The organism is Methylobacterium sp. E-045 (genome assembly GCF_022829685.1).
In the GTDB taxonomy this organism is placed as follows: Bacteria; Pseudomonadota; Alphaproteobacteria; order Rhizobiales; family Beijerinckiaceae; genus Methylobacterium.
The window spans coordinates 168,703-189,847 of sequence record NZ_JAKSYE010000134.1; the positions used below are offsets into that span (position 1 = coordinate 168,703).

Genomic DNA, 21,145 nt, shown 5'->3' on the forward strand with positions numbered 1-21,145 from the left:
CGGCCGGGCGATTCCCTCGGTCGCCGAGGGGGACCCGAACAGAAAAGGCCTGGAACCGGACGATCCCGGTTCCAGGCCTTTTTCGTGTCGGAGCTCCTCTCCCCCGATACGGTGGGAACAGCCCGATCCTATTCCGCCGGTGCGTGATGGCTCGACGGCATCGAACCCGCTTCGGCCGTCTTCGGCTCGTGCTCCACCGGCTTCGTCTTGAACAGGCGCATGACGAAGACGAAGAAGACCGGCACGAATAGAACCGCCAGGATGGTGGCGGAGATCATGCCGCCGAGCACGCCGGTCCCGATGGCCTGCTGGCTTTTCGACGCCGCACCCGATGCGATGGCCAGCGGAACCACGCCGAAAATGAAGGCTAGCGAGGTCATGACGATCGGCCGAAAGCGGAGCGTCGATGCTTCGATGGTCGCATCGACGAGCGATTTACCAGGCTTCCATAGATCCTTGGCGAATTCCACGATCAGGATCGCGTTCTTGGCCGAGAGGCCGATGATCGTGATGAGGCCGATCTTGAAATAGACGTCGTTGGGCAAGCCGCGCAGATAGACCGCTGCCACCGAGCCGATGACGCCGAGCGGGATCACCAGCAGGACCGAGAACGGGATCGACCAGCTCTCGTAGAGGGCCGCCAGGCACAGGAACACGATCAGGATCGACAGGGCGAGGAGCAGCGTCGCCTGGCTTCCCGCCTGTTTCTCCTGCAGCGACTGCCCGGTCCAGACGTAGCCGAAGCCTTTGGGCAGCTGCTGCATCAGGCGCTCCATCTCGGCGATGGTATCGCCGGAGGTGTAGCCTGCCGCCGGCTCCCCGGTGATACGCACCGATTGGTAGCCGTTGAAGCCGATGATCTGGGCCGGGCCGACGCTCCATTTCAGGTCGGCGAAGGACGACATCGGCACCATGGTGCCCTGGCTGTTCTTGACGCCGTAGTTCAGCAGGTCGGCCGCCTTCAGGCGCTGGCTGTCTTCCGCTTGCACGATGACACGCTGCATCTTGCCCCGGTTCGGGAAGTCGTTGGTGTAGACCGAACCGAGATTGACTTGGATCGTGTTGTTGATCTCCTCGAAATCCACGCCCAAGGCCGCCGCCTTCTCACGGTCGATCACGAGTTCCGCCTGGGGCGCCGGCGGCAGGCCCTCGACATAGACTTTCTGCAGGATCGGGCTTTTCTTGGCGAGGGAGAGCAACTGCTCCTGGGCCGCCATCAGGGCCGAATAGCCCTTCTGGGCGCGGTCCTGCAGGCGGAAGCTGAAGCCCGAGGCGTTGCCGAGATTGTCGATGGGCGGCGGCTCCAGCGCCTGGATGACCGCGTCCTTATAGGTGGACAGCGCCTTGTTGGTCCCCTCCACGAGGGCCGCCGCCGAGTTCGCGGCGTCGCGCTCGCCCCAGGGCTTCAGGGTCACGAAGGCCTGGCTCGTCACCTGACCCTGGCCGGAGAACGAGAAGCCGTTGACGATCGTCACCGTGGCGACGCCGGGCTGCGCGAGGAGATGCTCCTCCACCGCTTTCACCGCCTTCAGCGTGCGGTTGAACGACGAGCCGGGCGGCGTCTGGATATCCACCGTGAAGAAGCCCTGGTCCTCCACCGGCAGGAAGCCTTCCGGCATCCGCACGAAGGCGAAGGCGAGGCCGATGACGAGGGCGAGATAGATCAGCATCACGCGGCCGGACCGCTTGATCATCCCCGCGACGCCGCGGCCGTAGCGCGCGGTCTCGCGGTCGACGACCCGGTTGAACCAGCCGAACACGCCGCCCTTGGAATGGCCATGGCCCTTCTCGATGGGCTTGAGCAAGGTGGCGCAGAGCGCGGGCGTCAGCGTCAGGGCGAGGAGCGCCGAGAAGCCGATGGATGTCACCATCGCGATGGAGAACTGGCGGTAGATGATGCCCACCGAGCCGGGGAAGAACGCCATCGGGATGAACACCGCGATCAGCACCAGAGTGATGCCGATGATGGCGCCGGTGATCTGGCTCATCGCCTTCCGCGTCGCCTCCTTCGGAGACAGCCCTTCCTCGTTCATGATGCGCTCGACGTTCTCGACGACCACGATGGCGTCGTCGACGAGGATGCCGATGGCCAGCACCATGCCGAACATGGTCAGCACGTTCACCGAGAAGCCGGCGAGCAGCATCACCGTGCAGGTGCCCATGAGGGCGATCGGCACGACGATGGTGGGGATCAGGGTGTAGCGGATGTTCTGGAGGAACAGGAACATCACCACGAAGACGAGGATGACGGCCTCCACCAGCGTCATCAGCACCTTCTTGATCGAGGCTTCGACGGCCGGCGTGATGTCGTAGGGGATGTCCCACTGCACGTTGGAGGGGAAGAACTGCGACAGCTCCTCCATCTTCGCGCGGATGGCGGAGGCGGTCTCGAGGGCGTTGCCGTCCGGTGCGAGGGTCACCGAGATGCCCGCCGCCTCGCCGCCGTTCAGGCGGGTGGTGAACTTGTAGTCTTCGCCGCCGAGCTCGATCCGGGCGATGTCGCGCAGGCGTACGTTCGAGCCGTCCGGGTTGGCGCGCAGGACGATGGCTCCGAACTCCTCCGGCGCCGTCATCTGCCCCTTCACGATGATCGGGAAGTTGACGGTGTTCGAGGCCGGGCTCGGCATGGCGCCGACGGCGCCCGATGCGATCTGGACGTTCTGGTTGGTGATCGCCTTCGAGACGTCGGACGCGTTTAGGGACAGGCCACGGAGCTTGTCGGAATCGATCCAGATGCGAAGGCTGCGCTCGGTGGAGTAGAGCGTGGCGCGACCCACGCCGGGAATACGGCGGATCTCGTTGATGACGTTGCGGATCAGGAAGTCGCCGAGCGCGATCTCGTCCATCGACTTGTCGGGCGAGATCAGCGTGATGATGTTGAGGGTGGCGGCGGAGGCCTCTTCCACCAGCGTCCCCTGCTGGCGGACTTCCGCCGGGAGGCGGGCTTCGACGCGCTTGAGGCGGTTCTGCACCTCGACGCCGGCGAGACTCGAATCCGTGCCCGGCTGGAACTGCGCCGTGATCTCGACGACACCGAACGCGTCGCTGGCGGATTCGAAGCTCAGGATGTTGGCCGCACCGTTGAGCTCATCCTCGATGAGGCGGGTGGTTCCGGTGTAGAGATTCTCCACCGACGCGCCCGGATAAGCCGTCGAGAGCGCGATGGAAGGCGGCGCGATGACCGGGTACTGCGCCACCGGCAGGCTGGGAATCGACAGGATGCCGCCGAGGCAGATGAAGAGCGCAACGACCCAAGCGAAGATCGGGCGATCGATGAAGAAGCGGGCCATGGGTCAGCGCACCTGAGCGGAAGCGGGCTGCGCAACGGGTGCCTTGTCGTCGAGATCGGTATCGTAAGGCTTGGCCTCCGCCTGGGCGGCCACCTTCATCTCGACGGTCTTGACCGACGAACCGACCGAAATCTTCTGGACGCCCTCCACCACGACGCGGTCGCCGGACTTTAGCCCGTCACGAATGACCCACTGCGAATCGACAACGGGTCCGACCTCCACCGGCTGGAGCATGACCTTGTCGTCCTTGCCGACCACCCAGACCTCGGCCTTGCCGTCGTTGGTGCGCTGAATTGCCTGCTGCGGCACGGCAATGGCGTCGACATCGATGCCCTGCTTGATGCGGGCGCGGACATACATGCCCGGGAACAGCTCGTCATGCGGGTTCGGGAAGAGTACGCGCAGGGTGACCTGGCCGGTACTCGGATCGGCAGTGACATCGGAGAACAGCAGCTTGCCGGCCGAACCGTACAGCGATCCGTCATCCATGATCAGATGTGCGTTGGCGGTGTCGTTCGACAGGCGCGAGAGCTCGCCGCTGGCGAGATCGCGGCGCAGCTTGTTCAGCTCGCCGACGGACTGGGTGATGTCCACATAGATCGGATCGAGCTGCTGGATCGTGGCGAGGTTGGACGTGGCGCCCTGCTCGACCAGCGTGCCCTCGGTGAGGAGCGCACGGCCGATGCGGCCGGAGATCGGCGCGCGGACATCGGTGTAGTTGAGGTTCAGCTTGGCCCGGTCGCGGGTCGCCTTGGCGCCGGCGACTTCGGCCTGCGCCTGTTTCAGCCCGGCATAGGCGCTGTCGTACTGGGCCTGGCTGGCGGTCTGGCGCGAGAGCAGTTGCTCGAGCCGATCGGCCTGCTGGCCGGCGAGCACCTGAGCGGCTTCGGTACGGGCGAGGGCGGCCTCGGCGCTGGCCAGTTCGGCCTCGAACGGGGCCGGGTCGATCTTGTAGAGAATGTCGCCTTCCTTGACCAAGCTGCCTTGTTCGAACGTGCGCTTCACCACGAGGCCCGAGACGCGGGAGCGAACTTCGGCGATGCGAAGGGGCGCGACGCGACCCGGCAGATCGCGCACGTACGGGATCGGCTGCTCGCGGACGGTGACGATGCTCACCTCGGCCGGCGGGGCCGGGACCGGAGTTGCGGCCTGCTGCTTCTGATTGCAGGCGGACAAAGCGACCATGACGGAGGCTGCAGCCAGGGAGGCCGGCCAGACGCGTCGGGTACGAAGGGCGGTGGACGTCACGATGATTTCGCTCCTGTGCGACACGCGGTCGATCGCAATCCGCCTGGCGGATTGGCAGCTCTGACACTCAAGTCCCCGGGCGAAGATCCGCGAAGCGACTTCAGCGCCGTGGCAATCGCTGGGCCACGGGAGGCGGCCACGGCGTCATTGGGCAAGCGGCGGCAGGCCCAAGGCCAACCACAGACATCACGGCTTCAGCAATCGTTCACAATCTTGGCGATCGCGCGACACCGGACGGCAAAAGGAGCAGCTCGACGCGGGGTGGTCAAAAGGCCGCGGCTAAGCTCTCACGCACCGACCCTGGGAGGGCGGTGCAGCGGTGCATCCGCGCTGATCCCGAGGGACAGGGCCGAACGGTCGCGCAAGGTCGGCGCCGAGGGAGTGCCGAGGATCTGCGATCCCGGAAAGGCGGGCGGGGTCACCCCGTCGTCGATCTCCAGACGCGATGCCAAACCCGTTGACGGCGACTCGCCCTGGTTCATGAGACCGTCGGGCCACTGACTGGTGACTAGTGCGCCGACACCGACGGCCCGGAGCCCCTGCGGGAGGCATGGCAGCACCATCACGAGGAGGGAAAGCAACACCAGCATGGTCGACAGTGCCGAGCGCGAACGGACGACCGACTGCGCCTGCATGGCGGTTGGAACGAAGCCTTCCGCCTCCGCGGAGGCGACGGCCAATCTGATCGGCGCTGATGTCACGAAACTGAGGGTGGTGAGAAAGTTCCCGCAACGCAATAACCTGCGACATTCTGTCAAACGGCTGGACAGCAGTGCGAAACGGGGCCGTTGCTCCAATCCCACAGCCTATTTCGTTCGCGCCTCGGCGGGTTGACCGTCCTTAACCATCCGGCCAAGTCTGCCCACCCGATCATCTGACGTCCGGCTCACCGAGCCTGGATCTCGCCGGAATGGGAGACGGAATGCGTACGCACCGGCCTGTCCAGGTCCGGCCGGAGACGATTAAAATGGGCATGCGCTCCCTTCTCGCCGCCACGGCTCTCGTGATGGGCATGGGCTTCACGACAGGCGGCGCCGCCAGCGCTGCCAACCCGTTCGACAGCGGGCCGATCGCAGACTTCCTGAACATCTTCAAAGAGCAGGCGATCCCGCGCGAGACGGTGGCGTGGAAGGGTGCCGAGAAGCCCGGAACCGTGGTCGTCTCCACGAGCCAGCGCCGGCTCTACTACGTCCTCGGCGGCGGAGCGGCGGTCCGCTACGGGGTCGGCGTCGGGCGCCAGGGCTTCTCCTGGTCCGGCCAGAAATCGGTGACGATGAAGAAGGAATGGCCATCCTGGCGTCCCCCGGCGCAGATGCTGGCGCGGAGGCCCGACCTGCCGCGCTTCATGGCCGGCGGCCAGGACAACCCCCTCGGCGCACGAGCGATGTATCTCGGCTCCTCGCTCTACCGTATCCACGGCTCCAACGAGCCGGAGACCATGGGCGCCGCCGTCTCGTCGGGCTGCATCCGTATGACCAACAAGGATGTGGTCGACCTCTACGACCGGGTGAAGGTCGGCACGAAGGTGATCGTGCGCAACTGAAGGCCCCATCCGCCTCCCGCCGGCTTCCGGTCGGTCGCGACCGGACGGAGGAGAGAGCGGAATGATCTTCGGTGTCGACATCAGCCTCGTCGCGGGCCTGTTCGCGGTGGCCGTGGCGGCCGGGTGTGTCGATGCCATCGCGGGCGGCGGCGGGCTCATCACGGTACCGGCCCTGCTCCTCTCAGGGCTCGATCCGGTGAGCGCCATCGCCACCAACAAGCTGCAGGGCAGCGCCGGCGCCGTCTCATCGACCATCGCCTTCGCGCGGCGCGGTCACATTCATTGGCCGGCGGCCTGGAAGATCGCTCTCAGCGCCGGTCTCGCTTCCGTGGGAGGTGCGCTCTGCGTGAGCCTGCTGCCGCGGCCGGTCCTCGACGCGGCCGTGCCGGTCCTGCTCGTCGGGATCGCGTTCTACTTCGCCTTCGCCCGGCGGATGAGCAGCGAGGACGCGGCGGCGCGGATGCGGCCCGGCCTGTTCGCACTCACCTGGGCGCCCGCCGTCGGGTTCTACGACGGTGTCTTCGGCCCTGGCGCCGGCGCCTTCTACATGATCGGGTTCGTGACGCTCCTCGGCCTCGGCGTGGTGCGCGCCACCGCCCATACCAAGCTCGCCAATGCCGCGAGCAACCTCGGCAGCCTTGCCCTGTTCGCGGCCGGAGGACACGTCGTCTGGCCGATCGGCCTCGCCATGGCGGTGGGTGCCTTCATCGGGGCTCAGATCGGCTCGATCCTGGCGATCCGCCTCGGTGCGAAGCTGATCCGGCCGCTCCTCGTCACCATCGCCTGCGCGATGGCGATCCGGCTGCTGTCGAACCCGGAGAACCCGCTGCGTCAGGCCGTGACGGGGCTGTTTGCCGGGTACTGAGCGCGCGTCAGCGCGGCATGAATGCCCAGTAATCCAGGTCGAGGATCACGGCAGGGTCGTAGCCGTCGCCGGTCTTGTCCGGGTGGTTGCCGCAGGGCTGGTTCTTGGTGGCGACGGTGCGCAGGCGCAGGGCGCCGATATCGGAGCGGCCGGAAAGCTCTGCGGTCTCAAGGACTTCGCTCCAGGCGTAGACCGTGTCGCCGGCGAATAACGGTGCCACGTGGCGGCCGGCATTGATGCCGGCCAGGGCGAAGGCGTTGCCGAGGCCGTTGAAGCTGAGGGCACGGGCGAGCGAGATCACGACGCCGCCATAGATCAGGCGCCGGCCGAAGCGCGTATCCTTGGCGGAGAAGCCGTCGAAATGCACCTTGGCGGTATTCTGGTAGAGGCGCGTGGCGATCTGGTGCTCGGCTTCCTCGACGGTCATGCCGTCCACATGGTCGATCTTCTCCCCGACGACGTAATCGCCGAAGCGGTGCGGCGAGCCGGCGAGGTCGAGATCGTAGGCGCCGACGTTCAGCGGGGGCAGGGCGCCGGCGAGATCGGCCGGGTCGACCACCTTGGCGAAGGTCGGGACGTGCTCCTGCTCGATCTTCGCCTCCGGATCGCGCTTGCGCACCAGCACCCAGCGGCAATAGCTCAGAACCGTCTCGCCGTTGGCGTCCGAACCGGTGGAGCGCACGTAGACCACGCCGGTCTGACGGTTCGAGCTCTCCTTCAGGCCGATCACCTCGGAGACCGTGGACAGGGTCTCGCCGGGATAGACCGGCCGACGGAAGCCGCCCTCGGCGTAGCCGAGATTGGCGAGCGCGTTCAGCGAGATGTCCGGCACCGTCTTGCCGAACACGACGTGGAAGGTGAGCAGATCGTCGAGCGGGCTCTGCGGGTAGCCGATCGCCTTGGCGAAAGCATCCGAGGACTGGACCGCGAAGCGTGGCCCGTAGAGCGACGTGTAGAGGGCGACGTCGCCACTCGTCACCGTACGTGGGGTGGCATGACGGATGGTCTCGCCGAGGCGGTAATCCTCGAAGAAGCGGCCGGGATTGGTCTTCATCGCTTGGTCGTCCCTCGAAGTGTTTCTTGCGCCTTCAGTGCGGTGCGGCCTCAGCCGCCATAGACCACGGTCTGGGGCGGAATGACCTCGTGCAGGAGCCGGCTCACGAAGAGCAGCAGCAGCACGAGGACGATCGGCGACAGGTCGATGCCGCCGAGATTGGGCAGGATGCTGCGGATCGGGCGAAGGACCGGCTCGGTCAGCCGGTACAGCACCTCACCGATCTGCGAGACGATCGGGTTGCGGACGTTGACCACGTTGAAGGCCACGAGCCAGCTCAGCACGGCGCTGGCGATGAGCACATAGATGAAGAGCTGCACGACGGTGTCGAAGAGCCAGAGAAGAGCATACATGCGCGGTCTGATGTCCTCGTTCGCCCCGCCTTGTCAGGCTCGGGTCTAACGTCGGGAATTCCGGAATTGACAGGTCGAGGTACGCGCGCCTACAAGGCCGGCACCTCGGAACGGGGCTGTAGCTCAGATGGGAGAGCGCCGCAATCGCACTGCGGAGGTCAGCGGTTCGATCCCGCTCAGCTCCACCAGGTTTCTTTCAAGCCCCTGGTGAACAACGATCTTGTGAGGATCGCGCCGTCGCCTCGACGACCGCGCGGCCCGTCATCGGCAGCGCCATGAGACGGTCGTTTCGAGCGCCATCGGACGTCGCTTCGAGCGCCATCCGACCCCCCTTTCCCCCGCGCCGTCCCATGCGGGATGACGCCGGTCCGTACCGACGCGCGAGACCCGCTCAGGCGGCGGCGGATCGGCACAGGGCCGTGCCGTCACGGATCATGAAATTCACCAATGTCGGAGAGACACCGTTCTCGCGGGCGAGAACGGTCTGCGGGATGCCGTCGATCCTGTGGGCGAGAAAGACCCGGCGGGTGCGCTCCGACGTCGTCTCCAGCGCGGCCAGGACGGCCTTCAGCGCCTGGCACTGTTCGAGGCGGTCCTGCGGGCAGGTACAGGGAGCGGCGACGGCCTCGGCCTGCTCGTCCGGCACGAAGCGGCAGCGCTCGCGCAGGGTCCGGCGCGCCCAGTCGATGGCGGCGTTCCGCACCATCCGCCGCAGGTAGGGGAGCGGCGCCTCGATGCGGCGCCCCCGACGCGTGTCGGCAGCCGGCTCCTCGCAGAGCTTGAGCACCACCTCCTGCACCACATCCTCGGCCGCGGCGCGATCGTTCAGGATCTGCGTCGCGTAGGCGACGAGGCTCGATTGCTCGGCGATGAGAGTGGCCAGAAGCGGAGCGTCGGTGTCGCTTCGCGTCTCGTGCGTATGACGATGTGCCATGAACGACCTTCTTCGAATGTGCAGGCCAGGACGCAACGGGGCGATTCCGCCCCGCCGCGCCGCATCGCCGGGCAAGTGCCGCCCCCCAATTCAGATACCGAGGCTAAAGAGGCAAATTTCACGGACTTACAAGGGCGTCATCGCCACAAAATATTTGAATTAGAAGTCTTCTAAACTCAATTCTGACAGTCGAGGACGCCGCTTCGACGAGGATTCAAGCTCACCGCGAAGGACTTATGCTGACGCAAGACACCGGATTTGCGTTCAACGCGGGCCCGCATGACCAGGGGGCATCCCAAGCATGAGCGACGACATCTTCGGATCGTGATCGGTTGTATCAAATTCATCCTACCCGTCCAGCGTTAGATGCCTGTGTGGGGCGAGGGCGCGGGGCGGCAGGTGCCGGATCGTTCGGCGTGCGATCGCCGGGAGTTGCGCAAGCGACACTAAATTTCCGACGCTGCCGGTCGTCTTCCTCGAAAACGGCGTCCCGCTTCGCGGATGCCGGTTCCAGCCAGTGACGAGACGCGATGCTCCGGACGACAGATCCCTTTCGATGCGGCGAGGCGACGGGCCGTCCCCTCGAGGTTTATCGCGACGGCGACCGGCTCAGCGTCGTCTCGGAGGGCCGCGTCGGCCTCCGCCTGCGCCTTCAGGAGGGAGCCACCCCGCATCTCTCCCTCGAGGAGCCGGTAAAACCCGACCCGCGAGACGTCCTCCCCGGCGTCACGGCGGCCTTCGAGATGGTCTCGGCCACTCATCCCGAGGCCGGCTGGATCGGGCTCGATCGCGCGAGCTTCGCCGGCCTCGCCGCCCCCCTGATGGAACGCGGGCTCGCCGTGCGGGAGGGGGACGGCCTCGGCGTCGATCCGGTGATGCTGTGGCAGCGCCCCGAACCCTGGCTCGCCAATCTCGCGGCACGCGATTTTCCGGCGCGGCCGGTGATGAGCGGCGGCAAACGGCATCCGCAGCGGCCGCCGAAGCCTGAGGGGACGATCTATTCCCGCTTCATCCCCTGGCTCGGGCAGGCCGTGGCGTTCCGCGCCGCTACACTCGACGACGTCGATACGCTGCATCGCTGGTTCAACGATCCGGTGGTCGATGCCGCCTGGGGCGAGGCCGGCGCGCGCGACAAGCACGAGGCCTATCTCGCCGGCCTCATCGCCGATCCGCACATGATCCCGATGATCGGGACGATCGGCGGCGAACCCTTCGGCTATTTCGAGATCTACTGGGCCAAGGAGAACCGCCTCGCCCCGTTTTACGACGTGCAGGATTAAGATCGCGGCTGGCATGTCCTGATCGGCGAGAGCAGGTTTCGCGGCAAGGCCTACATCTCGGCCTGGCTGCCCTCGCTCATGCACGCGCTCTTCCTCGACGACCCGCGCACGGAGCGGATCGTCGGCGAGCCCAAGGCGGACCACGTCCAGCAATTGCGCAACCTGGAGCGGTCGGGCTTCGCGCGGATCAAGACCTTCGATTTCCCGCACAAGCGCGCGGCCCTGGTGATGCTCCTGCGCGAGCGTTTCTTCGGCGAGCGACTGTGGTCCCCGGCGGGGGGCCTGCCCGCCTCGCCGGAGACAGGATCGCAGCCCGCGCCCTGACGGGACGCTTCAGCGGGAGGCGAGATAGGCGCGCCAGCCGCCGTGGCGGGTGATGTCCTCGGCCCCCGCCACCGCATGGGCTTCGCACAGGAAGCCGGACACCTCCGAGCCGTCCTCCAGGGTGAGCTTGCCGATGCCGAGGGGGGCGGGGATCGCGGCGGCGAAGCGGCCGAATCCCGCCGGAGGCAGGGCCCAGATCTCGACCTCCAACCCGCCGCCGGCAAAGTCCGGCTCGTGGACGAGACCGGGCTTGGCCGGCTGGGTGCCGGGCAGGGCGTAGAGGCGATACGCCCCCGAGGTCCGCGCCGCCCGCACCTTCCTGCCGCCGAGATCGGTGAGCTGGTGGTTGAGGGGCAGGCCGCTGAGATGGGCGCCCACCACCGCGATGGCGATCTCGTCCGTCGCCGGGGCCGGGACCCGGCTCGCCTCGGGCAGGGTCGCGTCGCGCACGATCCCCATCCCGCACGCCGCCGCGCGGTGGAGCGCGTCGGCCCAGGGGCCCAGGGCCTCGTCGCTGAAGCCGGGGCCGACGAGCGTGACGCCGCCGGGCAGGCCATCGGCGCCGAACCCGCCGGGGACCGCGATCGCCGCAAGGCCGAGGAGGTTGGCGAAGTTGGTGTAATGGCCGAAATGGCTGTTGAGGCGGATCGGGTCGGCCAGCATCGCCTCCACCGTGTAGGTGGTGGGAGAGGTGGGCAGGAGCAGGATGTCGACCTCCGCCCAGGTCGCTTCGGTGCGCCGCCGCAGGGCCTCGAACGCGTAGCGGCCCTCGAACGCGTCGACGGCGCTGTAGCCCTTGGCGGCCTCGACGATGCTCCTCACGCTCGGGTCGAGGGCGTCGGCATTCCCGGCGAAGAACCCGGCGATGGCGGCCAGGCGCTCGGCGACCCAGGGCCCGTTGTAGAGCAGGGTGGCGATCTCGCGGAACGGCGCGTAGTCGAACGGCACCGCCACGGCCCCGAGGGCTTCGAGGCGGGCGATGGCGGCGTCGTAGAGGGCCTCGCGCTCGGCATCGCCGTAGAACTCGCGCTCGTCCGGGGTCGGCACGCCGAAACGGAGGCCCTGGGCGGGGAGGGGATGCGGCTCCATATGCCGCGAGAACGGATCGGCGGCGTCAAAGCCTTCCGCGATGCGGCGGATCGCGAGACCGTCGCCCACGGTCGCCGCGAAGATGCTGATGCAGTCGAGGCTGCGGCAGGCGGGGACGAGGCCCGTCGTGCTGAACAGCCCCGGTGTCGGCTTGATCCCCACGAGGTTGTTGAACATCGCCGGCACGCGGCCGGAACCGGCCGTGTCGGTGCCGAGCGAGAAGCTCGCGAGCCCCGCCGCCACGGCGACGGCCGAGCCGGAACTCGAGCCGCCCGAGACATGGGCGGCGCTGAACACGCTGCGCGGCGCGCCGTAGGGCGAACGCGTGCCGTTGAGGCCGGTGGCGAACTGGTCGAGATTGGTCTTGCCCGTGCAGAACGCCCCCGCCGCCTTCAGGCGCGCCACCACCTCGGCATCGGAGGTGGCGGTATAGGCGAAGGCCGGGCAGGCGGCCGTCGTCGGCAGGCCGGCGACGTCGATATTGTCCTTCACGGCGAAGGGCACGCCCCAGAGCGGCAGGGAATTCGGCTCGGGGTGGCGCGCCATCAGCTCCCGCGCCGCGCTCACCAACGCTTCCCGGTCGAGGGCGGCGATGAAGATGGCGGGGTCCGTGGACGCCGCCATCCGGTCGGCGACGGCTTCGGCGACGGTCACGGGGGTGGCACGCCCCGAGGCGTAGAGGTCCCGCAGGGTCGACAGGTCGAGGATGGTCGGCAGCATGTCGGTCGGCTCTCTCACCCGCTCAGGTCTCTTCGATGATGGCGACGAGATCGCCGCCGCGCAGGGTCCGCCCCGGCTTCACCCGGACCTCACGCACGATTCCCGCCACCGGGGCGGAAACGGCGATCTCCATCTTCATCGATTCGAGGATCGCCACCGTCTCGCCCGCCGCGATGCTCTGTCCTTCCTCCACCAGCACCTTCCAGACGTTGCCCGGCACGGTCGTCGGCACGCCCACTTGGCCGGCTGGCACCGCATCCTCCTCGCCCGGGGGCGCGCCCTCGTCAGCGACGAAACTGTCGAGCCCCGCATCCTGCCAGCGCTGCCGCTCGGCCTCGAAGGCGGTCTGCTGGCGCAGCTTCGCCTGCGTGATCTCGACGGCGTTGCGGGCGAGCTCGGCCCGGTGCTCCGCGTAGGAGAACGTGCCCTCCTCGATGGTCAGCGGGTAGGCCCCGTGCGGAAATGCGGCGCGCGCCTCCGTCAACTCATCGTGGCTCACGGGGAAGAAGCGGATGCGGTCGAACGGGCGCAGCAGCCAGGGATGGCCGGGGACGAAGTCCTTCGTCATCCGCCAGGTGTTCCAGATCTGGATGGTGCGGCCGAAGAGCTGGTACCCGCCCGGCCCCTCCATGCCGTAGATGCACATATAGGCGCCGCCGATGCCCACCGCGTTCTCCGGCGTCCAGGTCCGGGCGGGGTTGTACTTGGTGGTGACGAGGCGGTGGCGCGGATCCACCGGCGTCGCCACCGGCGCGCCGAGATAGACGTCGCCCAGCCCCATCACGAGATAGCTCGCATCGAAGATGATGCGCTTCACGTCCGCTTCCGACTCCAAGCCGTTGATGCGCCGGATGAACTCGATGTTCGAGGGGCACCAGGGCGCGTTGGGGCGCACCAGCTCCTGGTACTTGCGCATGGCGAGTTCGGCCTGGGGGTCGTTCCAGGACAGGGGCAGGTGGACCACGCGGCTCGGCACCGTGACGTCCTCGACGGCGGGCAGGGCGGCCTCGATCGCGCGCAGCTGCCCGAGGAGGCGTCCGCGCGGGAGGGTCGTGCCGTCGTAATGGATCTGGAGGGAGCGGATGCCCGGCGTCAGATCGATGAGACCGGGGAGCCTCGCCTCCGCCACCGCCTCGGCCAGGAGGTGGACGCGCAGGCGGATGCCGATGTCGAGGGCCATCGGGCCGTATTCGACGAGGAGATTGTCGTCGCCCTGACGGCGGTAGACCACCGGCACGGGGCCGGAGGAATCGGTGGCGAGGATGGGCGAGCCTGCGCGAGCTTTCCCTCCCCCCCCTGCGGGGGAGGCGGCGGGAGTCACAGGTCCGCTCGACGGCTGTTTCTCAATCCGAGACGGTTCGAGATGAGGCGCGGCGGGCTCCCTCTCCTGGAAGGAGAGGGTTGGGGTGAGGTGTGGTCCATTTCCGGAAAGCTCACACACCTCACCCTGTCCCTCTCCTTCCAGGAGAGGGGACCCGAGCGGCCCGCCGGATGTGTGAAGATCGGAGCACTCCGAGGGAGAAGGGACCGGAGGGCGATCCCCCGCCCGCTCCACCGCCGTGAACCGCACCGTGTCCCCCGGCCGCAGCTGGCCCATCTTCCACTGCTCGTCGCGGGCGATCACCGCCGGGCAGACGAAGCCGCCGAGACTCGGGCCGTCGGGCCCGAGCAGGATCGGCATGTCGCCGGTGAAGTCGATGGCGCCGATGGCGTAGGCGTTGTCGTGGAGGTTCGACGGGTGCAGCCCGGCCTCGCCGCCGTCGCTGCGCGCCCAGAGCGGGGTCGGGCCGACGAGGCGCACGCCGGTGCGGGCCGAGTTGAAGTGAACCTCGTAAGAGGCTGAGAACAGGTCCGAAATGTCCTCGTCCCGGAAGAAGTCCGGCGCGCCGTGCGGCCCGTAGACCACGCCGATCTCCCAGGCATGGGTCAGCGGCGCGGGCTCAGGGTTCGAGGCCTCGACCTCCGGCGCATCGCCGAGATGCAGGACGTCGCCGGCCTTGAGCACGCCGGTGGCGTGGCCGCCGAAGGCGCCGAGGGCGAAGGTCGCCCGCGAGCCGAGGACGACCGGCGCCGCAAACCCGCCGCGCAGGGCGAGGTAGCTGCGCTGGCCGGGGCCGGCAATCGCGCCGATGCTCACGATCTGGCCGGGTTCGACCGCGAAAGCCTTCCCGTGAGGCTGCTCGACCCCGTCGAGGCGCGCGGTCATCGCGGCTCCGGCGAGGGCCACGGTGGCGGCGGCGTGGAAGCGCAGGGTCGGACCCGACACGGTGAGTTCGAGGGCGCAGGTGTCGGGCGGGTTGCCCACGAGGGCGTTGGCGTCGCGGAACGAGCGCGCATCCATCGGCCCGCTCGGCGGCACGCCCACATGCCAGAGGCCGATGCGGCCGGGCAGTTCCTGCAGGCTCGATTGCGCGCCGGGGACCAGAACCTCGATGCTGCGCGGCGCATAGGGGAAGTCGCGCAACGCCGTGGTGGCGACCCGGCCCGAGGTGAAGAGCTCGGAGCCGGCGATGGCGCGCAGATAGTCGAGGTTGGTCTCGATCCCCGAGACCGCGCTCGCATCCAAAGCCGCGCGCAGGGCCGCGAGGGCGGCCGGCCGGTCCTCGCCCGTCACGATGATCTTGGCGAGCATCGGGTCGTAATTCGTGGTGACCTCTGTGCCGGTCTCGATCCAGCCGTCGATGCGGGCCCCGGCGGGGAACCGCACCTCCGTGAGGCGGCCGGCGCTGGGGGCGAAATTGGCGTGCGGGATCTCGGCATAGAGCCGCGCCTCCATGGCCGCGCCCCGCGGGACCAGGGGGCCGGCCGTGCCGATCACGTCCTCGCCGGCGGCCTGGCGGATCATCCATTCCACGAGATCGATGCCGAACACCGCCTCGGTGACCGGATGCTCGACCTGGAGCCGGGTGTTCACCTCGAGGAAGGCGACATCCTCGCGGGCGGGATCGTAGATGTACTCCACCGTGCCCGCCGAGGCGTAGGCGACGCTCGTCCCCAGCGCCACGGAGGCCGCGTGGAGGCGCTCGCGCACGGCCTCCGGCAGGCCCGGCGCCGGGGTCTCCTCGATGACCTTCTGGTTGCGGCGCTGGAGCGAGCAGTCGCGCTCGCCCAAAGCCACGACGCGGCCCGCGCCGTCGCCGAAGATCTGCACCTCTACGTGGCGCGCCTCGCCGACGAAGCGCTCGAGATAGACGCGGGCGTCGCCGAAGCTGGCGCGGGCCGTGCGCTCCACGCTGGTATAGTGCTCGCGCAGCTCGTCGGCCGAGGCGCAGAGGCGCATGCCGATGCCGCCGCCGCCGGCCGTGCTCTTGAGCATCACCGGGTAGCCGATGGTCCCGGCCGCCGCGATGGCCGCGTCGAGATCGGGCAGGAGGCCGGTACCGGGGAGGAGGGGCACGCCGCTGGCACGGGCCAAGTCGCGGGCGGTGTGCTTGAGGCCGAAGGCGCGCAGGTGCTCGGGTCTCGGGCCGATGAAGACGATGCCCTCCGCGGCGAGACGCTCGGCGAAGGCGACGTTCTCCGACAGGAAGCCGTAGCCGGGATGGACGGCCTGCGCCCCCGTCGCCTTGCAGGCGGCGATCACGGCCTCGACGTTCAGATAGCTCTCGGAGGCAGGTGCGGGTCCGAGGCGGACGGCCTCGTCCGCCTCCAGCACGCCGCGGGTGAAGCGGTCGGCATCGGAGTAGACGGCCACGGAGGCGACACCCATGCGCCGGCAGGTGCGGGCGATCCGCCGGGCGATCTCGCCGCGATTGGCGATCAGGATCTTGCCGAACATCAGAGCGTGTCCCGGATCGTCACGCGGATCGGCGTCGGGTTGAAGCCGTTGCAGGGGTTGTTGATCTGCGGGCAGTTCGAGATCACGCAGATCACGTCCATCTCCGCCGTGACCTCGACGTAGTCGCCCGGCGAGGAGACGCCGTCGACGATGGCGAGTTCGCCGTTCTGCTCGATCGGCACGTTCATGAAGAAGTTGATGTTGGGCGGGATGTCGCGCTTCGAGAGGCCGTATTTGGCGACCTCCAGGGCGAAGTTCTCGCGGCAGGCATGGAGATAGCGGGTGGCGTGGCCGAAGCGGACGGTGTTGGCCTCGCAGGAGCAGGCCCCCGCCGAGGTGTCGTGCCAGCCGCAGGAATCGGCGGTGACGGTGGCCATCACCCGGCCCTCGTTGGAGACGAGACGCGTACCTGTCGTCACGTAGGCCGAGCCCTGGACGCGCAGGGTGTCCTGCGAGGAATAGCGCTCGCCCATGTCGCCGGCGCGGTAGAACAGGGTGTCCACCGCCTGGCAGCCGTCGGTATCGGTGATGCGCAGGGTCTGGCCCTTGCGCACGAGGCCGGACCAGGGCGCCTGGGCCGGCACGACCGCGTCGAGGAGAACCGTGTCGCGGGGAAATTCGGTGTCGTCGGTCATGATGCGTCCCCCCGTCAGAAGCCGATGGCGGCGTTGTTCTCGAAGCCGCGCACGGCCTCGATCGTGGCGTTGCGGCAGAGATCGTCCGCCGCCGGGACGGGCGCCCGGAAGCGGGTGACCACCACGGGGTTGGGCGCGTAGTCCGGGTTCGGGTCGAGGGGGTGCGGGCAGTTCGAGAGGGTGACGAGGAGGTCGAGTTCGGCGCGCAGATCCACGAAGTCGCCGGCGCGGCGCCCGGCCTCGTTCCAGGCGAAGCGCCCCTCCGCGCCCACGGAGACGGGGGCGAACAGCGTGACGCAGGCGGGGATGTCGCGCCGGTCGAGCCCGGCCTTGAGGGCGGCGAGGACGAGGTTGTCGCGGGTGTTGCGGTGGGGGCCGCCGGGATAGCGCGCGGCGTTCGAGGCGGCGTTGGAGCCGCCCACCAGCGCGTCGTGCGCGCCGCAGGAATCCTCGATGAGGGAGAGCATCACCCGGCCCATGTCGGAGAACAGCACCCGGCCGCGCTGGAGGGCGGCGGTCCACTGCACCTTCACGGTGTCGGCGTAGTTCAGGCGCTCCGACGTCTCGGCGGCGTTCCAGGTCACCAGGGCGACGCTGGACGGGCCATGGTCGAGGGCGATGCGAAGAGCCTCGCCGGCATTGAGTTCGAAGGTGCGATACCAGCCGCCCGGGATGGTCTCGGTATGGAGGATCGCCGCCTCGTCGAGGGGCAAGCCCCGCGCGGAGGGCGGCGGCAGGGCGCGCGGGGCATGGCCCTGGCCCTGGGCCTTCAATTCCTCGTAGCGCCGCCGGTTCTCGGCGATGATGCTGGCTGTGTCGGTCATGCCCGTCTCCTCAAGGCTGTTCTCCGGGTCGTCCCGGAAAAACAGCCCTGGCGCGGCCGGGTCGTCCCGGCGGGCATGCGTCGTTAGCGGTGCTGCTTAACCCGGCGGACCACCGAGTGCGAAGTGTTTGCGGACCGGCTCCCTGACGTCCCAGGTGCCGGAGAAACCGGCGGGGGAGACGAAGGCGTCCCCTGCCCGATAGGTCTTGGCGAACCCGTCCCCGTCCGTGACCACCACCACCCCTTCGAGGATGTGCACGAACTCGTTCTGCGCGAACTCGATGTGCCATTTGCCCGGCTGGCAGGTCCAGGTTCCGGCCGAGAACAGACCGTCGTCGCTCTGGTAGGCGAAGCTCACCGTCTGGGCGGGATCGCCAGAGACGATCCGTTCCGGTTCCGGCCGGTAGGGCTTGCAGGGGCGGGGCGACCCGGCGAAATCCACGGTCCGGATGCCGCCCCCCATGCCGGTCACGAGCGTCCCCATCGAACGCGCGCCGATTCCGCCGAACAGGGCGAGCAGCGGACCGCCGAAGGTATGAAGCAGCCGCGCAATCTCCACCGGACCATCTCCCCCGCAACCGCATCCGCGGCCGGCCGAATCCCGGCCGTCCTTGCGAATACCAATATTTAGCGCGCGAGAGAAGCATCAGTGTGTTGAGGATCTGCTTCGAGGAAGGGTTAACGACGAAGAAGGTTGGCATCGGTACGCCGATGCTTCACCTCGCCCGGATCTTCGAAGTGTCGCCGGTTTCTGGATGCGAAACCGGCGACCACGTTTGTTGAGCCTGCCTAGAAGAGATGGCTGTAGCGCTCGATCTCCCAGGCGCTCACCGTGAGGTGATACTCCTGCCACTCGGCGCGCTTGTAGCGGATGAACTCGTCGCGCAGGGCCTTGCCCAGGGTCTTCTCCACCAGCGGGTCGGCGGCGAAGGCGTCCACCGCCTCGGCGAGGGTCTGGGGCAGGAACTCGATGCCCCGCTCGGCGCGCTGGGCGTCGGTGAGGTCGTAGAGATTGTCCTCGTTGGGCGCGCCGGGGTCGATGCGCTCGCGGATGCCTTCGAGACCGGCCGCGAGGACCAGGGCGGCGGCGAGGTAGGGGTTGACCGCGCCGTCGGCGTTGCGGCTCTCGCAGCGCCCGCCGCCGGCGGGCACCCGTACCGAATTGGTGCGGTTGTTCGAGCCGTAGGAGTTGAACACCGGCGCCCAGGAGAAGCCGGCCATGGAGCCCTGGCGCACGAGGCGCTTGTAGCTGTTCACCGTGGGCGCGAAGGCGGCGCAGAGGGCGCGCCCGTGCTTCAGCACGCCGCCGATGAAGTGGTAGCCGGTCTCGGTGAGGCCGAGGCCGCGCGGATCGTCTTTCGGGTCGCGGGCGAAGACGTTCTTGCCCGTCTCCTTGTCGGAGAGGGACATGTTGAAATGTGCGCCATTGCCGGTGCGATCTGCGAAAGGCTTGGGCATCATCGTGGCGATGAGGCCTTCTTCCTTGGCATAGTGCTTGGCCATCATGCGGAAGAAGGTGAGCCGGTCGCACATGGTCAGGGCGTCGGCATAGGTAAAGTCGAACTCGAACTGGCCGCACGCATCCTCGTGATCGAAGGAATACAGGTCCCAGCCGAGGTCGTTGATCGTGGTGGCGACCTTGTCGAGCCAGGAGAAGTTGTCGACGAAGCCGCGCACGTCGTAGCAGGGCTTCACCAGCTTATCGTCGGGGATCGGCGTGTGCAGCGAGCCGTCCGCCTCCTGCTTGAGCAGGAAGATCTCGCATTCGATGCCGAGGTTGAAGCCGAAGCCCATGGCCTCGGCCTCCTTCATCACCGTCTTCAGGGCGACGCGGGTGGAGAGCGGGTAGGGCTGGCCCTGGAAGGTGAGGTCGGCCGGACACCAGGCGAGCTTCGATTCCCAGGGCAGCTGGATCAGCTGCGAGAAGTCCGGCACCGAGGCGAGCTCGTCCTCGTTCGGGGCCTGGCCGAGGCCGTCGAGGGCGTAGCCGGTATAGCGCTCGGACCCGGCCGCCATCTGCGGCAGGTGGTCGACGGGCACCACCTTGGCCTTCTGCGCGCCGTGGATGTCGACATAGGCGCCGATGACGTATTTCACGCCCTTGGCGCGCAGCTCGTCCTGCAGCTTGGCGACGGAGGGATCGATTTCGGTGGCATGCGCCATCGGGCGGCTCCTTGGTTTCAGGCGGGAACGGAGAAGGAATGGGGGAGGGGCGGCGTCTCGGAGAGGCCGCGCAGGACGAGGGCGGAGAGGTCCTCGACCATCCAGCCGAACAACCGCTCGCCCTCGTCGCGGCTCGCCTCCGAGGGACGCCCGGTGACGCCGTTCAGGCTGGTGCGGTTGACCGGATGCGAGAAGACGAGCCCCTCCGTCCGGTCGGGATCGTCCGCATCGGCGATGCGGTCCGGGCGCACGAGGTCGGGGGCCATCGCCAGCATCAGCGCGGTCTCGACGGCGTTGGCGTGCCAATCGTCGGCATCGGCGAAATGCGCGGCGCGGACGCGCTCGCTCATCGTCGCGGAGTTCACCAGGGCGACCATCAGGTCGTCATGGGCGGCGCGCAGCATCTCCAGGGCGCAGCGGAGCGGGGCGGCATTGGTGACGTGGGCGTTGACGATGAACAGGCGCCGCACGCCCGAATGGTAGGCCGAGGTGCCGATCTGCGCCACGAGCCGCGTCATCATCACGGGATCGAGGGTGATCGTGCCGGGCCAGCGCCGGCTGTGCCCGAGGGAACAGCCATAGGGCAGGGTGGGGAGGACCGGCACGCGGGTCCGCGCCGAGACCGCATGGGTCAGCGCCTCGGCGAGAACGAAATCCATGCCGGTGCCGAGATGCGGCCCGTGCTGCTCGGTGGCGCCCACGGGCAGGATCGCGGCGTGCGAGACGGCGGCGAGATCGCCGGGGATCTCGTCCCAGGTGCGGTTTGCCCAGAGGAGGGGGGAGGGGGAGGTCATGCAGACCTCCGTCGGCCCATGCCGAGGTCGAGGTTAGACGACTCCTTCTGCCCTCTGAGGGAGAAGGTGGCGCGCTAATCGGGGCGGATGAGGGGGGCGCCATCGCCGGACAGGTCGTCCCCTCCCCCGATCGCTCCGCGACCACCCTCCCCCGCTGAGGGGTGAGGGCAGAGCGCGCGCGTCCCCGAGGCGTTAAGGTCGGCATGCGGACGATTGCCGTAAGCCAAGCCGGCGCCGGTGGTGCGAGACGGG

The 21,145-nt window shown here is 68.3% G+C and carries 15 protein-coding genes, 1 tRNA gene and 1 pseudogene; 4 read left to right on the top strand and 13 right to left on the bottom strand.

Going from position 1 to position 21,145, the window contains the following annotated elements; genetic code table 11:
* Window positions 1–128 precede the first annotated feature (128 nt).
* From MKK51_RS26535 to MKK51_RS26545, 3 genes are all read right to left on the bottom strand, one after another.
* A complete protein-coding gene (locus tag MKK51_RS26535; RefSeq protein WP_243982806.1) occupies window positions 129–3,290 on the bottom strand; it encodes a multidrug efflux RND transporter permease subunit in 3,162 nt (1,053 codons plus the stop codon).
* A gap of 3 nt (window positions 3,291–3,293) precedes the next feature.
* Window positions 3,294–4,475, bottom strand: coding sequence for an efflux RND transporter periplasmic adaptor subunit (locus tag MKK51_RS26540; protein ID WP_243982848.1), 1,182 nt, complete (start codon window positions 4,473–4,475; stop codon window positions 3,294–3,296).
* 350 nt (window positions 4,476–4,825) lie between these two features.
* Window positions 4,826–5,218, bottom strand: coding sequence for a hypothetical protein (locus MKK51_RS26545; RefSeq protein WP_243982808.1), 393 nt, complete (start codon window positions 5,216–5,218; stop codon window positions 4,826–4,828).
* A gap of 326 nt (window positions 5,219–5,544) precedes the next feature.
* On the opposite strand from MKK51_RS26545, the gene MKK51_RS26550 reads away from it, so the two are divergent.
* Together MKK51_RS26550 and MKK51_RS26555 are read left to right on the top strand one after the other, a co-directional pair.
* Complete coding sequence (locus MKK51_RS26550; RefSeq protein WP_243982849.1) at window positions 5,545–6,081, top strand: L,D-transpeptidase; 537 nt, start codon at window positions 5,545–5,547, stop codon at window positions 6,079–6,081.
* A gap of 61 nt (window positions 6,082–6,142) precedes the next feature.
* Window positions 6,143–6,946 (top strand): TSUP family transporter, encoded by an 804-nt coding sequence (locus MKK51_RS26555; RefSeq protein WP_243982817.1) that lies wholly within the window; start codon window positions 6,143–6,145, stop codon window positions 6,944–6,946.
* 7 nt (window positions 6,947–6,953) lie between these two features.
* Here the strand turns inward: MKK51_RS26555 and MKK51_RS26560 are convergent, their stop codons facing one another.
* Complete coding sequence (locus tag MKK51_RS26560; protein ID WP_243982819.1) at window positions 6,954–8,000, bottom strand: MaoC family dehydratase; 1,047 nt, start codon at window positions 7,998–8,000, stop codon at window positions 6,954–6,956.
* Window positions 8,001–8,050: 50 nt separating this feature from the next.
* On the bottom strand, window positions 8,051–8,353 hold the full coding sequence (locus tag MKK51_RS26565; RefSeq protein ID WP_018043061.1) for a YggT family protein: 303 nt from the start codon (window positions 8,351–8,353) through the stop codon (window positions 8,051–8,053).
* A gap of 112 nt (window positions 8,354–8,465) precedes the next feature.
* On the opposite strand from MKK51_RS26565, the gene MKK51_RS26570 reads away from it, so the two are divergent.
* Window positions 8,466–8,541: transfer RNA gene (locus tag MKK51_RS26570), tRNA-Ala, on the top strand.
* 203 nt (window positions 8,542–8,744) lie between these two features.
* Here MKK51_RS26570 and MKK51_RS26575 read toward each other — a convergent pair.
* Window positions 8,745–9,287, bottom strand: a complete 543-nt coding sequence (locus MKK51_RS26575) for a sigma-70 family RNA polymerase sigma factor (RefSeq protein WP_243982821.1) — start codon at window positions 9,285–9,287, stop codon at window positions 8,745–8,747.
* A gap of 530 nt (window positions 9,288–9,817) precedes the next feature.
* Here MKK51_RS26575 and MKK51_RS26580 point away from each other — a divergent pair.
* Window positions 9,818–10,891, top strand: a pseudogene (locus MKK51_RS26580) (GNAT family N-acetyltransferase).
* A 9-nt stretch (window positions 10,892–10,900) separates the two neighbouring features.
* On the opposite strand, the gene atzF reads toward MKK51_RS26580, so the two are convergent.
* The 7 genes from atzF to MKK51_RS26615 all read right to left on the bottom strand — a co-directional run bounded on the left by atzF (window position 10,901) and on the right by MKK51_RS26615 (window position 20,893).
* Window positions 10,901–12,700, bottom strand: coding sequence for an allophanate hydrolase (atzF, locus tag MKK51_RS26585; RefSeq protein ID WP_243982851.1), 1,800 nt, complete (start codon window positions 12,698–12,700; stop codon window positions 10,901–10,903).
* A 22-nt stretch (window positions 12,701–12,722) separates the two neighbouring features.
* Complete coding sequence (locus MKK51_RS26590; protein ID WP_243982823.1) at window positions 12,723–16,478, bottom strand: 5-oxoprolinase/urea amidolyase family protein; 3,756 nt, start codon at window positions 16,476–16,478, stop codon at window positions 12,723–12,725.
* Window positions 16,478–17,113: an urea amidolyase associated protein UAAP2 gene (locus tag MKK51_RS26595; protein ID WP_243982825.1), complete on the bottom strand. Its 636-nt coding sequence runs from the start codon at window positions 17,111–17,113 to the stop codon at window positions 16,478–16,480. The genes MKK51_RS26590 and MKK51_RS26595 overlap by 1 nt, the downstream gene beginning before the upstream one ends.
* A 14-nt stretch (window positions 17,114–17,127) precedes the next feature.
* Complete coding sequence (locus MKK51_RS26600) at window positions 17,128–17,937, bottom strand: urea amidolyase associated protein UAAP1 (protein ID WP_243982827.1); 810 nt, start codon at window positions 17,935–17,937, stop codon at window positions 17,128–17,130.
* Window positions 17,938–18,033: 96 nt separating this feature from the next.
* Window positions 18,034–18,495, bottom strand: coding sequence for a cupin domain-containing protein (locus MKK51_RS26605; RefSeq protein WP_243982828.1), 462 nt, complete (start codon window positions 18,493–18,495; stop codon window positions 18,034–18,036).
* A 230-nt stretch (window positions 18,496–18,725) separates the two neighbouring features.
* On the bottom strand, window positions 18,726–20,099 hold the full coding sequence (glnT, locus tag MKK51_RS26610; RefSeq protein ID WP_243982830.1) for a type III glutamate--ammonia ligase: 1,374 nt from the start codon (window positions 20,097–20,099) through the stop codon (window positions 18,726–18,728).
* Between the two features lie 17 nt (window positions 20,100–20,116).
* Entirely contained in the window at window positions 20,117–20,893 is a 777-nt protein-coding gene (locus MKK51_RS26615; RefSeq protein WP_243982832.1) for a creatininase family protein, read from the bottom strand.
* Window positions 20,894–21,145 lie beyond the last annotated feature (252 nt).

Bases quoted from the DNA above. Each gene is read 5' to 3' on its own strand.
- MKK51_RS26590 (WP_243982823.1), bottom strand. From the start codon at position 16,478: ATGTTCGGCAAGATCCTGATCGCCAATCGCGGCGAGATCGCCCGGCGG.
- MKK51_RS26600 (WP_243982827.1), bottom strand. From the start codon at position 17,937: ATGACCGACACAGCCAGCATCATCGCCGAGAACCGGCGGCGCTACGAG.
- MKK51_RS26575 (WP_243982821.1), bottom strand. From the start codon at position 9,287: ATGGCACATCGTCATACGCACGAGACGCGAAGCGACACCGACGCTCCG.
- MKK51_RS26540 (WP_243982848.1), bottom strand. From the start codon at position 4,475: ATGGTCGCTTTGTCCGCCTGCAATCAGAAGCAGCAGGCCGCAACTCCG.
- MKK51_RS26560 (WP_243982819.1), bottom strand. From the start codon at position 8,000: ATGAAGACCAATCCCGGCCGCTTCTTCGAGGATTACCGCCTCGGCGAG.
- atzF (WP_243982851.1), bottom strand. From the start codon at position 12,700: ATGCTGCCGACCATCCTCGACCTGTCGACCCTGCGGGACCTCTACGCC.
- MKK51_RS26565 (WP_018043061.1), bottom strand. From the start codon at position 8,353: ATGTATGCTCTTCTCTGGCTCTTCGACACCGTCGTGCAGCTCTTCATC.
- MKK51_RS26555 (WP_243982817.1), top strand. From the start codon at position 6,143: ATGATCTTCGGTGTCGACATCAGCCTCGTCGCGGGCCTGTTCGCGGTG.
- MKK51_RS26535 (WP_243982806.1), bottom strand. From the start codon at position 3,290: ATGGCCCGCTTCTTCATCGATCGCCCGATCTTCGCTTGGGTCGTTGCG.
- MKK51_RS26615 (WP_243982832.1), bottom strand. From the start codon at position 20,893: ATGACCTCCCCCTCCCCCCTCCTCTGGGCAAACCGCACCTGGGACGAG.
- MKK51_RS26550 (WP_243982849.1), top strand. From the start codon at position 5,545: ATGGGCATGGGCTTCACGACAGGCGGCGCCGCCAGCGCTGCCAACCCG.
- glnT (WP_243982830.1), bottom strand. From the start codon at position 20,099: ATGGCGCATGCCACCGAAATCGATCCCTCCGTCGCCAAGCTGCAGGAC.
- MKK51_RS26595 (WP_243982825.1), bottom strand. From the start codon at position 17,113: ATGACCGACGACACCGAATTTCCCCGCGACACGGTTCTCCTCGACGCG.